13 protein-coding genes are annotated in these 14,033 nt (G+C 36.6%); 7 read left to right on the top strand and 6 right to left on the bottom strand.

Features of this window, described 5'->3' with window-relative positions:
* Positions 1–27 precede the first annotated feature (27 nt).
* Entirely contained in the window at positions 28–606 is a 579-nt protein-coding gene (locus ACQV2O_RS03180; RefSeq protein WP_428874967.1) for a thymidine kinase, read from the bottom strand.
* A 195-nt stretch (positions 607–801) separates the two neighbouring features.
* Here ACQV2O_RS03180 and ACQV2O_RS03175 point away from each other — a divergent pair, with 195 nt between their 5' ends.
* From ACQV2O_RS03175 to ACQV2O_RS03160, 4 genes are all read left to right on the top strand, one after another.
* The gene (locus ACQV2O_RS03175) at positions 802–2,142 is read left to right on the top strand and encodes a MurT ligase domain-containing protein (protein WP_428874966.1); all 1,341 of its coding nucleotides are present in this window, start codon (positions 802–804) and stop codon (positions 2,140–2,142) included.
* 13 nt (positions 2,143–2,155) lie between these two features.
* Complete coding sequence (locus ACQV2O_RS03170) at positions 2,156–2,833, top strand: type 1 glutamine amidotransferase (RefSeq protein WP_428874965.1); 678 nt, start codon at positions 2,156–2,158, stop codon at positions 2,831–2,833.
* Between the two features lie 91 nt (positions 2,834–2,924).
* A complete protein-coding gene (locus tag ACQV2O_RS03165) occupies positions 2,925–3,587 on the top strand; it encodes an ABC transporter ATP-binding protein (protein WP_428874964.1) in 663 nt (220 codons plus the stop codon).
* Positions 3,587–4,372, top strand: a complete 786-nt coding sequence (locus ACQV2O_RS03160) for an ABC transporter permease (RefSeq protein ID WP_428873848.1) — start codon at positions 3,587–3,589, stop codon at positions 4,370–4,372. Before ACQV2O_RS03165 ends, ACQV2O_RS03160 begins: the two co-directional genes overlap by 1 nt.
* Before the next feature lie 41 nt (positions 4,373–4,413).
* Here the strand turns inward: ACQV2O_RS03160 and nagA are convergent, their stop codons facing one another.
* A complete protein-coding gene (gene nagA, locus ACQV2O_RS03155) occupies positions 4,414–5,568 on the bottom strand; it encodes an N-acetylglucosamine-6-phosphate deacetylase (RefSeq protein ID WP_428873847.1) in 1,155 nt (384 codons plus the stop codon).
* 306 nt (positions 5,569–5,874) lie between these two features.
* Here nagA and ACQV2O_RS03150 point away from each other — a divergent pair, with 306 nt between their 5' ends.
* Positions 5,875–6,378, top strand: coding sequence for an HAD hydrolase-like protein (locus tag ACQV2O_RS03150; protein ID WP_428874963.1), 504 nt, complete (start codon positions 5,875–5,877; stop codon positions 6,376–6,378).
* A gap of 51 nt (positions 6,379–6,429) precedes the next feature.
* Here the strand turns inward: ACQV2O_RS03150 and ACQV2O_RS03145 are convergent, their stop codons facing one another.
* The 4 genes from ACQV2O_RS03145 to glpK form a co-directional block, all read right to left on the bottom strand.
* Positions 6,430–7,575 (bottom strand): hypothetical protein, encoded by a 1,146-nt coding sequence (locus tag ACQV2O_RS03145; RefSeq protein ID WP_428874962.1) that lies wholly within the window; start codon positions 7,573–7,575, stop codon positions 6,430–6,432.
* A 269-nt stretch (positions 7,576–7,844) separates the two neighbouring features.
* On the bottom strand, positions 7,845–8,792 hold the full coding sequence (locus ACQV2O_RS03140) for an L-threonine 3-dehydrogenase (RefSeq protein ID WP_428873844.1): 948 nt from the start codon (positions 8,790–8,792) through the stop codon (positions 7,845–7,847).
* Between the two features lie 9 nt (positions 8,793–8,801).
* A complete protein-coding gene (locus ACQV2O_RS03135) occupies positions 8,802–9,989 on the bottom strand; it encodes a glycine C-acetyltransferase (protein ID WP_428873843.1) in 1,188 nt (395 codons plus the stop codon).
* Positions 9,990–10,116: 127 nt separating this feature from the next.
* Positions 10,117–11,628: a glycerol kinase GlpK gene (glpK, locus tag ACQV2O_RS03130; RefSeq protein ID WP_428873842.1), complete on the bottom strand. Its 1,512-nt coding sequence runs from the start codon at positions 11,626–11,628 to the stop codon at positions 10,117–10,119.
* Positions 11,629–11,779: 151 nt separating this feature from the next.
* Between glpK and ACQV2O_RS03125 the strand changes: the two genes are divergently transcribed.
* Both ACQV2O_RS03125 and ACQV2O_RS03120 read left to right on the top strand, forming a co-directional pair.
* The gene (locus ACQV2O_RS03125; RefSeq protein WP_428873841.1) at positions 11,780–12,913 is read left to right on the top strand and encodes a PfkB family carbohydrate kinase; all 1,134 of its coding nucleotides are present in this window, start codon (positions 11,780–11,782) and stop codon (positions 12,911–12,913) included.
* A 54-nt stretch (positions 12,914–12,967) separates the two neighbouring features.
* Entirely contained in the window at positions 12,968–13,885 is a 918-nt protein-coding gene (locus ACQV2O_RS03120; protein WP_428873895.1) for a pseudouridine-5'-phosphate glycosidase, read from the top strand.
* The last annotated feature ends 148 nt before the right edge of the window (positions 13,886–14,033 follow it).

Raw genomic sequence — 14,033 nt, 5'->3', positions numbered from 1 at the left:
CCTCAATCTACTTATTAAAGTCTTTTTTTAAATTTTTCCAGGGTTTTTATAACATTTACGACAAACAGGTAAATAAGCTTCATTGCCCCCTATTTGAATTTGGTCTCCTTCATAAACTGGTTGACCATCAAGAAACCTTAAATTCATAGTGGCTTTTTTATGACAGAACCAACAAATTGTTTTAATTTCTTCGATTTTATCAGCATAAAGGAGCAAATATTTTGACCCTTCAAATAGTTCATTGGTAAAATCATTTTTCAAACCAAAGGCCATGACCGGAATATTTAACTCATCGACAACCTTAGCTAATTCAATGATATGGTGTTTCTTTAAGAATTGTGCCTCATCAACCAAGACACAAAAAAGGCGGTCTTTTTGGTGAGAAGCCTTAATCTTTTCATAAAAGTTATCCTCATCAGAAATCGGAATAGCTTGTCGATTGAAACCTGTTCGTGAAGAAACAATCCCTACCCCCTCACGGTTATCTATTGCTGAAGTATAGATTTGCACAGCTTTGTTTTGTTCTTCATAGTTATGAGCAACTTTAATAATTTCTATTGATTTACCTGAATTCATTGCTCCATATTTAAAATAAAACTTAGCCATTACCATGCTCCTCTTGTCTGTAGTTTAATTCAACCTATTCATAATAGGTTATTTTTATTTAGAAAGTCAATCCTTCACACACTATTCTATTCTATCACATCCTATCACTTGTCAAAAGAGATTCTTTCTTCCAAATTTACTTGAGGACTGATAGAATAATATTACTTGTATATTATGAAAAGTTGAGGTGGTAGCATGCCATTACGTAGCCAAATCGCTCGTATTATTGGAAAGACAAGCCGTTATTTATTAACTAAATTCACTCAAGGAGGGTCCTCCTTACCTGGAAAAATTGCCCTTACTATAGAACCCGATCTCTTAAAAGAATTAGCCAACAATTATCAAGTTGTGGTTGTTACTGGCACAAACGGAAAAACGCTAACAACCTCTTTAATTGTTGAAATTTTAAAAGAAGTAGAGCCCTTAGTCATTACCAATCCCTCCGGATCAAATATGCATCAAGGAATAGTAACTACGTTTTTACAAGCCCCTCGCTTAAAAGATGGCCAAAAAGGAATAGCCATTTTAGAAGTCGATGAAGGCTCTTTAAGCCATGTGGTTAAAGCCATCCAACCGGAGTATTTTGTTTTTACAAATATTTTCCGCGACCAGTTGGATCGTTTTGGTGAGCTTCATACTATTTTTGATTTATTAAAAAATGCTGCTAAAAGTGTGCCTACAGCCAAAATTATTGCCAACGGCGATCTACCAATGTTTAATTCATTAGAAATAGAAAATGAGAAAATTTTCTTTGGTTTTGATCATCAAAAGGATGAACGGATTGTTCCGCATCATAATACCGATGGTTTACTTTGCCCAATATGCGATCATATCCTAACCTATAAAATGATTACTTATGCTAATTTAGGTAAATATTATTGCGAACATTGTGGTTTTAAACGTCCCAAATTAACTTATACCGTCGATCAAATTAATGAGCTGGCGCTTACCCACTCCCAATTTTCGATTAATGGCCAGTCCTTCACTTTACCAGTTGCTGGTAAGTATAATATTTATAATGCTTTAGCCGCTTATTCATTGACTAGAGAGTTAGGGTTAGATGATAGTGAGATTCGACAAGCTTTTGAAAAAGCTAAGAAAGTATTTGGTCGACAAGAAAGTATTCAAATAAAAGACAAAAAGGTTCTACTTAATTTGGTGAAAAATCCGGTTGGTTTAGATCAAGTACTAGAACTGATTACTTTTGATCATCAACCCTTCACTTTAGTCAATATTCTAAATAATCAATATGCTGATGGGACAGATGTTTCATGGATTTGGGACGGTAATTATGAACGATTAAAGACCATGCCAGTCGCTGAAATCATCACCGCTGGTGATAAAGTAGATGATTTGACCAAGCGAATTATTGTTGCGGGAATTGATGAAAATCAAATTAAAAAAGCTCACTCAATAGAAGAAATTTTCCAGCTGATTGAGCAAGCCAACACAGAAAACATTCATGTTTTAGCAACTTATACTGCCATGCTTCAATTAAGAGAAGAACTAAAAAAGCAGGGCTATCTAAATCATTGAGAGGAAGAAGTGAATGAGAACTTTTAGAATTTGTCACTTATATGGTAATTTACTTAATACATATGGTGATAATGGAAATTTACTGATGCTTCAATACCATGCCCAAAAAAGAGGGATGGATGTATTAACTGAAGTGGTAACAATTGATGACCCTTTTGATCCTACTGCCTATGATTTAGTCTTTTTTGGTGGTGGACAAGATTACGAGCAAAAGGTAATTGCTAAACAGATCCAATCCATCCGACCTGGTTTGCAAGAATTCATTGAAAAAGATGGTGTCGTTCTAGCAATTTGTGGTGGTTATCAACTCTTAGGTCATTATTATGTTAATGCTAAAGGAGAAAAATTACCGGGACTTGGTATTCTTGACCATTTTACTGAAAGACAAATTAACCACCGCTTTACCGGTGATACCAAAATCTATTCTGACTATTTTAAGCGCGAACTCATCGGGTTCGAGAACCACAATGGTGTGACTCATTTAGGAAAAAATCAAAAAGCTTTCGGAAAAGTCATTCAAGGATATGGGAATAATGGTAAAGACCAAACTGAAGGGACCCATTACCGCAATACTTTTGGCAGTTATTTTCACGGTCCCTTATTAGTTAAAAACGATTGGTTGACTGATGAGTTAATTGATTTAGCTCTTTCTAATCAACAGACTCCTAAAGTTGAAGCCTTAGGCAATTAAAGCCAAAGGCTTCAACTTTTTTCTAGTTAGCTTTAATAAGAGTCACCCTCATGTTAAAATAAATGATAATGATTCTAAAAAGGAGTATATTATGTCAAATATTCTTGCAGTCAAAGATCTTACTATTCAAAGTTCAAAGAAAACAATTATTTCTGACTTGTCTTTTAAGATTGAAAAAGGGGATTTTGTTTCTATCAATGGCCCTTCTGGATCAGGAAAATCAACCCTCTTAAAAGAAATTGTTTACTTAAATGCCCCTAACCTAAGCCGATCAGGATCTATTTTTTTTGAAGAGAAAGAAATTGACCAGTATCCACCCATTGAACTGAGACAAAAAATTTCCTACTGCTTCCAAACAGCTCAATTGTTTGGTCGAGATGTATGGGATAATTTGTCCTTCCCTTATGAAATTCGCGATTTACCCGCTGATAAAGATCGTATTGTTCAATTATTGCAAGAAGTAGAACTTTCAAGCGATTATTTAAGCAAAGAAATTAATAGTTTATCTGGAGGAGAAAAACAACGGGTTGCTCTTATTCGAAATTTAATTTTTCCGCCGGAAATTTTATTATTAGATGAAATTACCTCTGCTCTTGATCAAAGAACCAGAGAAATACTATGGCGTTGGCTACTCAACTATATTGACAAAGAAGGAATTACTACTCTTTTAATTAGTCATTTAGACAAGGACCACCAGCTTGCTAATCGCGAAGTTTATATATCGAAAAATATCGATGAAAGCGAGGAAGAATAATGACTCAGAATCTTCAAGTTAGTCCGCTTACTTTAGCCCTTTCTTTTTCCCTTGTTTTAATAACCTTTTATATTTCATATAAAGAACAACTGGACCTTTGGAAAGATTTATTGATTGCCATAGTAAGAGTTATTTTACAATTATTAATTGTAGGCTATGTCTTAGAACAAGTCTTCTCTATCGATAACGCTTTGCTTACTGTAGCCATGGTTGCGGTTATTATTTTCAATGCCGCTTGGAATGCTTCTAAGCACGGTAAAGGAATAAATAAAGCCTTCGCCATTTCTTTATCAGCAATCGGAATTGGATCACTCACTAGTTTAGCAATATTAGTCTTATCTGGTTCTCTAAAATTTACCCCTTCCCAAGTGGTTCCAATCACAGGGATGATTTCTGGGACGGCCATGACGGCTCTCGGTTTAACCTATAGAAATTTGAAACAGCTTTTTGAAGATCATAGACAGGCATTTCTAGAAATGCTAGCCTTAGGAGCAAGTCCACAGCAAGCTAGCACGCATATTAAAAAACTGGCCGTTAAATCTGGTATTCAGCCAACCATCGATAGCGTGAAAACTACAGGAGTTGTCACCTTGCCGGGTATGATGTCGGGTTTAATTTTTGCCGGTGTCGATCCAACCAAGGCAATTATGTATCAAATGATGATCTCCTTTACTTTATTAGGTACCACTTCACTGGTCTCAGCAACTTCCGCTCATTTAGCTATTCGTACTTTTTTCAATGATCGCTATCAATTAACCTTCATGCCAGAAAATGATAAAAAATAAAGTAAAATAAAATCCCCAAGAGGGGTTTCTTGGGGATTATTCTATACTCGATATCTTAATTGGCCATCTAAGTAGGTTGCTTGTAAGTCAGCATTTTGATTAAGAACAATAAAATCAGCTGCTATATCTTTTCTTATTGAGCCACATTCAGCTTGAATTCCGACAGAACGCGCTGGATTTAGACTCGCCATCCGAATTGCTTGGTCGACTGTTGCTAGTTCCCATTTAATCATGTTTTGAACGCCTTGTATCAGTTCTAGAATAGAGCCCGCGAGGCTTCCTCCTTCAACTAATCGCGCTGTTCCTTCGCTTACCATTACATCAAACTCACCTAAACGGGAGATGCCTTCTCCCATGCCACCGGCTCGCATACAATCAGTAATTAAAACTGTCTCTTCTAGTCCTCTAGCTTTAAGTGCAATTTCAATAGCAGCTGGGTGAACATGGTGGCCGTCGGCTATGATTTCAGCAAAAACATCTTTCAAGCTAAGTGCCGCGCCAACCATACCAGGATTGCGATGGTGCAAACCTGACATACCATTGTATAAATGAATAAAAATATCAGCACCTGCCTCTACTGCAGCTTTTGCTTGATCATAACTAGCATCTGAATGGGCAAGTGCAGTATGGACTCCTTGGGCTTTGGCATATTCAATAAATGGAATGACTCCTTGACGTTCTGGTGCAATTGCAATTTTATTGACTAAACCCCCTGACAATTTTATCCATTCACTTAATGCATCAATCGAGGGATCACTCATGTATTTGGGATTTTGTGCCCCTTTATATTTTTCTGTAAAGAAAGGTCCTTCTAAAAAGATTCCTCGGACTTTAGCTCCCTGACAGGTTTGATAATTTGTTTTGATCATCGAACATACTGCATTTAAACGCTCAATCGAATCGGTTAAAGTTGTTGGCAAAAAGGAGGTCACTCCGCAAGTCAATAATTGGTCAGAAATATGGCGCAGACCTTCAGGATCATTATCCATAATATCGTAACCTTGATAGCCGTGGATATGTGTATCCACTAAACCAGGAGCAATTATCAGATTCTCATAATCTTTTATTCGCTCAACATTTGCTGGCAAATCACTCACAATTTCGCCAAACTTACCCTCATCTGTTACTTCAAGAAAGGCTTCCTCAACTACTGAACTATCTAATATAATTTGCTTTGCTTTATAGTATTTACTCATACCATCACTCCTCTTACTACATATTATACTTGTTTTTGAAAATTATAGAATAATTTTGCTAATAACTATGCTGTGATGAGATAGATAAGTTTATATAGGAGTTTAAAATTGATTAAAGCAATAGGTTTTGACTTAGATGATACACTCTATGATCGAAGTGCCATTTATCAGTAGGTATATGAAGCCTTTCAATCAGACAACCCTTATAACATCCCCTTTGATTCTTTTAATCCTGTCTACCAGCATTATTCGAAAAATCTTTACCAATCCTTTATTGCCGATAACTGTAGTAAACTTCATTATCAATTGCAGCGGACTATTGATGCTTTTAGCACTTTCGAGCATGAAATTCACTTAGATCCAGCTCATAGTTTTCTTGATCTATACAAGGATTGCAAAAAATATCTAACGCTTCGTCCAAATTTTCATGAATGCTTGCTCCACCTTAAAGAAAGTTCTGTAGAACTCTTTATACTGACTAAAGGAGCCAATGCTGGTCAAAGGAGTAAAATTGAAGTGCTCGGCTTAAGGCAATACTTTGATGAGGATCAAAATTTCATATCGGAAAACTTAGCTTATTCGAAAGCTGATGTTGAAATTTTCAATAAAATTACTAACTCACTTGCTTGCGCAAAAGATGAAATTATTTATAGTGGAGTTGATTGGACCAATGACATCGAAGGATCTTTAAATAGTGGTTGGCAAGCTATTTACTTTAATGTCCATAACAAACCTGGTAGGAATAATCATCCCTATCTTAAAGCAATCCAATTTAAAAAGGACCTTTGTAATTTACTATCCAATCTTTAAAAAAATCCGAGCAAATTGCTCGGACTTTTTTTTACGTCTATTCATATAAAATTATTGTTCAGAAGTTGTTTCTTCATTTTCTTCTGTTGTATCTGAATCTTCATTTTCATCAGATTCTTCTGTAGTTGTTTCTTCATGTCCTTCAGATTCCTCTGTAGTTGTTTCTTCATGTCCTTCAGATTCCTCTGTAGTTGTTTCTTCGTTAGAAGGAGCATCTTGACCACCATTGTTTGACTCTTGGGGACTAGTTACTGCATTCCCTTCACTATCTACCGCTTCTTCAACTTCACTGCCTTCAACTTTTAGAACTTCTAAAGTTGTAGCATCTAAAGTAATGGTCATCATTTTTCCTTCGGTTGGTTCTTCAGTGTTTTCATAAACAAATACGGCCACTTCAGTGACATCTGTTTCTTCATTAACTGAATAAACAAATTCTAATGCTTCACCCATGCCAGCTTCTTCTTCAGCGGCTTCTTTAATTTCGTCAAAACCAGCAAGATCTTCAAAATCAATAGTAGCTAAAGGCTCATCAGACATTTCCTCTTCAGTATCAGATTCGCTTTCTTCATTGTCTGACATCATATCATCCATTGCATCTTCTGCATCTGACATCATGTCATCCATTGCATCTTCTGCATCTGACATCATGTCATCCATAGTATCTTCAGCTTCAGACATCCTATCTTCAACTTCGTTTTCGTCTTCAGGGATTTCTTCTTTCGTACGAGCATCATAAGAAACAGTTACATCTTCCATTGCTTCTTCATCTGTACCTTCAATCGTAATTTCAAATGGATCTACCTCATCCATTTCGTCTTCAGTCATTTCTTCATCTGACATTTCATCTTGGGTCATTTCTTCTTCAGATTCGTCATCAGCCATTCCCATTTCTGACTCGACTTTGACAGATAGATCATCTTCTTCATCTTCTTCTAAAGGTTGGATGATAATACGATTAATTCCAACTTCTGGATAATCTTCTTGATACTTTTTAACGATTTCTTCCAAAGCTTTCTGCATTGGACTTACTTCTTCTTCATCTTCTTCAACTGTTGTTTCTTCCATAGAATCTTCAATCATTGAGTCCACAGTTGTTTCACTATCTTCTTGAGCAAAGATAGATACAGTTGGAGCTATAGCTCCTAAGGTGATAGCGCTCATTGAAATTAAAACTAATTTTTTAAAAGATTTTTTCATTATAAAATCGCTCCTTTGTTCTTCTAGTATGTCTTCATCATACATCCTATATTCTATTTATGCTAGTAATTTGCTTAGAAATAATGATGATTTTTTTAAGAATATTATTCCCATCCCTATTGTAGATGCTTTTATATCAGTGTTTGTCGGAGTTTACTTTTTAATCCACAAACGAACACTCTTCTAATTTTGTTCACAATTTATTCATAATTATTATTTATGAATGAAAAATAGCGTTGGCAAACAAGCCAACGCTATTAAGTCAAAAATTATTGTTTAGCTTTTAATTTCTCAAGCATATCCACTGTCATCTTATCTAAATCATACTCTGCTTTAAAGTTCCATTCTTCTTTAGCAGCTGAAATATCCATTTCATCTGGCCAAGATTTCGCAATGCGCTCTAAAGTTGGATTCACATCGTAAGTCATTTCGAAGTCTGGCATGACTTTACGGATTGATGCCGCAATTTCTTCAGGCTCGAATGACATACCTGAAATATTGAAAGCATTGCGATGAACCAATTTATCAGCATCAGCTTCCATTAAATCAATGATTGCTTGAATAGCATCTGGCATGTACATCATGTCCATTTTTACACCTTGAGGAATATTGCAGACATATTTACCATACTTAATCGCATCATAATAGATTTGCACTGCGTAGTCAGTTGTTCCACCTCCTGGAGGTGTTACGTAAGATATTAAACCAGGGAAACGCACGCCACGAGTATCCACACCAAAGCGAGTATAGTAATAATCACACAGTAACTCACCTGCTACCTTAGTAATTCCATACATTGTTGTTGGGCGTTGAATAGTATCTTGAGGAGTACCAACTTTTGGTGTGTCTGGACCAAACGCACCAATAGATGAAGGTGTAAAAAATTGAAGCTCTAATGAACGAGCAACTTCTAATCCATTTACTAAACCTTGCATGTTAATATCCCATGCTAATAAATGCTTTTCTTCTGCAACAGCTGATAATAAAGCAGCCATATGAATTAATGTGTCTACTTCGTGATTTTTAGCAATAGCCATAAATGCGTCCATATCCATTACATCTAAAATAGCGAAGTTAGGATGATTACAGACTTCATTTCCCTCTACTACACGGATATCTGTAGGTACGACATTTTCTTCACCATACATATCATTTAACTTAACAACTAATTCCGAACCGATTTGGCCTAATGCACCAGTAATTAAGATTTTTTTCATGATTCCCTCCTAGATTACGCCTAATTCTTTACCAACTTTTTCGTAGATGGTAATTGCTTGGTCTAACATCTCTTTAGTATGTGCAGCTGTTGGCATATTTCTCACACGACCAGTTCCGAGTGGTACTGTAGGAAAGACAATTGATTTAGCATAGACTCCTTCTTCTCTTAACCGTTTAGAGAAGGCTTGAGCTAATTTTTCTTCACCTAAAATAACTGGTGTAATTGGTGTTTCCGAGTTGCCAATATCAAAGCCTAATGCTTTTAATTCAGCTTTAAGATAGTTACCATTCTCCCATAGGCGATCGTGTAATTCTGATGATTCCATTAAGATATTAATCGATTCAGTAGCAGCTGCAGCATCCCCCGGTGTTAATGAAGTTGAGAATAGGAATGGACGTCCAGCTACTTTTAACCAGTCGATTAATTCTTGTGAACCCGCAACATATCCACCTACTACACCAAGAGCTTTTGAAAGGGTTCCAATTTGTAAGTCAATCTTATCCGATAGACCGAAATGCTTAACTGTACCCGCACCTTTACCCATTACTCCTGAGCCGTGCGCATCATCAACATAAGTAATTAAGTTGAATTCTTCTGCAATTTCAACAATTTCTGGAATATTAGCTACGTCGCCATCCATTGAGAAAACACCGTCTGTAATGTACATTACTTTTTTGTATAAGCCTGATTCTGTTGCCTCTTTAGCTTTTGCACGTAAATCATCCATGTCTTGATGTTTCACTGGAATGATTTTAGCACGTGATAAACGGCAGCCGTCAATGATTGAAGCGTGGTTTAATGCATCTGAAAGAATAGCGTCTTCTTTGTTCATGATGGCAGAAATAGCAGCCATATTACAATTGAAGCCTGATTGAAAAGCTATTGCAGCTTCTGTTTTCTTAAATTCTGCAATTTTCTTTTCTAGAATATTGTGGACATCCATCGTACCATTAATCGTACGAACCGCACCTGCTCCCACTCCATACTTATCAATAGTTTTTTTAGCTACCTCTTTTAAACGTTCGGAAGTTGCTAAACCAAGATAGTTGTTTGATGATAAATTAATGAGCTCTTGTCCGTTAATTTCGATGATTGGGCCGTTTGCAGAAGATAAGGCTTCGATTTCATTATAGAGATTCTTTTCTTTCTTTTCTGCAATTGCTGCTGATAAAAATTCATGTAAGCTTTGTACCACTTATAGTTCCCCCTTAATACTTTTACTATATTATAAAACGCTTCCAGGTTTAAAGCAAATACAATCGTAATTATGATTAAATCCTTATTGATTTCTCATTATTTTCTTATTCTAAAGCTAAATTAAACTAGTTCCGCTTGTTACTAAAATGTCGCGTCGACTGAACAGCCCTTCTCCAACCTTCATATAAATCTTCACTGCGATTTATTGACATTTTCGGTTTAAAAGTTATAGCGGGTTTAACTAAGCTTTGGATTTCTTCAATAGACTGCCAATAGTCTACTGCTAAGCCTGCTAGAAAAGCAGCCCCCAATGCCGTGGACTCAAGATTGGATAAGCGTGTTACTGCCGTATTTAAAATATCTGCTTGAAACTGCATCAAGTAATTATTTTTACAAGCGCCTCCATCGACTTTTAATTCTGGAATGACGACCCCCATTTCATCCTTTATTACATCAATGATGTCGCGCACTTGATAAGCTAAAGATTGCAAGGTCGCTTTAACGAAGTCAGCTTTATCAGTGCCACGAGTTAAGCCAAACACAGCTCCTCTAGCCTGAGAATCCCAATAAGGAGCTCCTAATCCCGTGAAAGCTGGCACCACATATACTTCATCTTCGTTTTTTGAATGTTGGGCGAGTTCCTCAGATTCAGAAGATTCTTCAATCATCCTTAATCCATCTCGTAACCATTGAATAGCTGAACCCGCTACGAATATAGAGCCCTCAATACAGTATACTGGAGATTGGTTAGGAAATTTATAAGCGATAGAAGTAGATAGCGCATGCTTAGACAGCTTTAGCTCATTCCCAATGTTCATCAATATAAAGGCACCTGTTCCATAAGTTGATTTAACTTGCCCTTTATCAAAGGCGAGTTGACCAATCAATGCTGCTTGTTGATCTCCAGCCATACCAGCTAATGGTATTTCGTGACCGTAAAAATGATAGGTGGCTGTTTTTCCGTATATTTCAGAATTTGATACCACTTGGGGTAATAGTTGAGCAGGTATATTGAATATGTCTAAAAGCTCTCGATCCCATTCCAGAGTTTCAATATTAAATAAAAGGGTACGCGAAGCATTAGAATAGTCCGTAATATGGTGTCTGCCACCTGACAATTTCCACATCAACCAAGAATCTATTGTGCCAAAGGCTAAGTCGCCAGCTTCTGCTCTTATTTGAGAAGTTGGAAGATGGTCTAAAATCCAACGAATTTTACTCGCTGAAAAATAAGGGTCAAGCGGTAAGCCTGTCTTTTTCTTAATAATATCTTCATAGCCACTCTTTTTAAGCGCTTGGCATATTTCGCTTGATTGCCGCGATTGCCAGACAATCGCGTGATAGATAGGCTCTCCGCTTTCACGGTCCCAAATGACTGTCGTCTCTCTTTGATTAGTGACTCCAATTGCTACTATCTGCTTAGGTTGAATATTACCATTAATCAAAGCTTGAGAAATGACGGACTGAACGGATTGCCAAATCTCATTAGCATCTTGTTCTACCCAACCAGATTGAGGAAAAAATTGTTGAAATTCTTTTTGAGCACTGGCTATAAATTCACCTTGATGGTTCACTATGACTGCTCTAGTAGATGTCGTTCCTTGATCGATTGCCATTATATATCGGTCGTTTAACAAAATAAAGCCCCTCTCTTTAATCGCTTAATTGAGTGATTGTATTATAGTTCTTGTCAATATACTTCTCAAGTTTCGTTTAAATAAGACTTGTATTCTATTAATTTAAAGGTATAATTAAGACAAGAATCTTAAATAAGGACAATTGTTGTCAGTGGGAGGTATTATCATCAGACTCAACTCAAATGAAAAGCGTGTTTTGGATTTAATTAAGCAAGACCCTTTTCTTACTCAAACTAAACTTGCTGAAATTTTGAGTATTAATCGATCTACTCTAGCTAATATTGTGTCATCACTTACGCAAAAGCGCTACCTGCAAGGTAGAGCCTATATTGTCAATGAACCAGCTGATATTTTTTGTATCGGAGCTATGAATATTGACCGTATCTTTCAGTTAAAAACACCTTTACTCAAATCCACCTCTAATCCTGTTAACTCAACAGTGACTGTTGGAGGAGTTGCACGAAATGTAGCAGAAAACCTCGGAAGGATGGAACTCTCAGTGAGTTTACTATCTTTAGCAGGTATCGATGCTGATTTTGAAGAAATTAAGGCTATTACTCAGCCCTTTGTGAATTTAGACCATGTGAAATCCTTAGAAAATCACAATACGTCCTCCTACACAGCCATTCTCGATGAAACAGGTCAAATGGAAGTAGCCTTTGCTGATATGGAAATCTGTGATCAAATGAATGCTGAATGGATTACTAGTTTCCATTTACAAATTGAAAATTGTCAATTCATTGCTATGGATCTGAATCTCACTCAATCTGCCGTTGAACAAGTGATGAATATAGCAAAAAAACAGCAAATACCTCTGGTGGTTATTCCAGTTTCCGGACCGAAAATGAACCATCTGCCAGAGAATTTAAAAGGAATTACATGGCTAATTGTCAATCAGGATGAATCTGAAGAATACTTTAATCACAAAGTTAAGACGGAAGATGATTTTATATATCTCGCTGAGCTATGGATTGATCGAGGAGTGGAAAATGTCATTATCACTCGTGGTACTAAACCATTGCTATACTCGAATCAAAAGAAAGAGTTTCTATATTTTCAACCTCCTAATAACCCTCGATTAGTTGATGTGACAGGGGCTGGCGATTCTTTTGTAGCGGGATTAATATACGGGCTCAAAAAAGAATATGCTCCAAGTGAAGCCATTCATTATGGTATTACTAACTCTTATTACACTGTACAATCTCCTTCCACAGTTAGAAAAAATCTTAATGCGAAACTGTTTGAAGAAGAACGTCAATTGATTGGAAATTGTCAAATATTTTAAAGAAAGAGGAATATAACTATGAATCAACCATATAATAAAGAAACAGCTAACGCTATGAATCATCCCCTATTATCCATCTCTAAAGAGGTTCAAGCAGCAATCATTCAACAAAAACCGATTGTAGCCTTAGAATCAACTATCGTTTCACACGGAATGCCTTATCCACAAAATGTTAAAATGGCACAAGAAACGGAACAAATTATTCGTGACCACGGAGCTGTTCCAGCAACCATAGCCATCATGAACGGGCAGTTTAAAATTGGCTTAGAAGAAGAAGACTTGGAAATCTTAGCTACAGCAAAAGATGTGGTCAAAGTATCCAGACGAGACTTAGCCGAAGTAATTGCCAATAAGCAATTAGGAGCCACTACCGTGGCTACAACCATGATTGGCGCTCATCTAGCCGGGATTAAAGTGTTTGTAACCGGTGGAATTGGTGGGGTTCATCGTGGATATACTGAACACATGGATGTATCTGCTGACCTTGAAGAGTTAGCCCAAACTCCTGTTACCGTGGTATGTGCGGGAGCTAAAGCTATTTTAGACTTACCAAGAACCTTGGAATACTTAGAAACTAAAGGGGTTCCGGTTACTGGTTATCAAACCGATTACCTGCCAGCCTTTTATTCTTCAACCTCACCTTACCGCTTGACTAGTAGGGCAGATTCTGCTGAAGAAATTGCCCAGCGAATGGTAGCCGCTGATCAACTAGATTTACAAGCTGGTTTATTGATTGCAAACCCAATCCCTAAAGAATACGAAATCCCTAACGATGAAATCAATGCTATCATTGATCAAGCTTTAATTGAAGAAAAAGAAGCTGGCGTTCATGGTAAGGAATCCACCCCCTTCTTATTAGCAAAAATTGTTGAATTGACTGAAGGACGCTCATTAGAAACTAATATCCAATTGGTTTATAATAATGCAAAATTAGGTGCAGAAATTGCGGTTCAATACCAATTGAAAAACTAATGTGTCTTCCAAAAATATTTTTAGCCTCTAGTTTGGGTTGTTCCTGAATTGGAGGCTTTTATATGTGATCATGAGTGATTAACTTAGAAAGCAAACGCTTGCTTTATCGACCTTATAAAGGTATATTATAGTTAAAACAAATGGAGGT

The sequence above is a fragment of the Facklamia sp. P13055 genome (genome assembly GCF_050409445.1).
In the GTDB taxonomy this organism is placed as follows: domain Bacteria; phylum Bacillota; class Bacilli; order Lactobacillales; family Aerococcaceae; genus Facklamia.
This window is presented reverse-complemented; position numbering and strand designations above follow the sequence as displayed.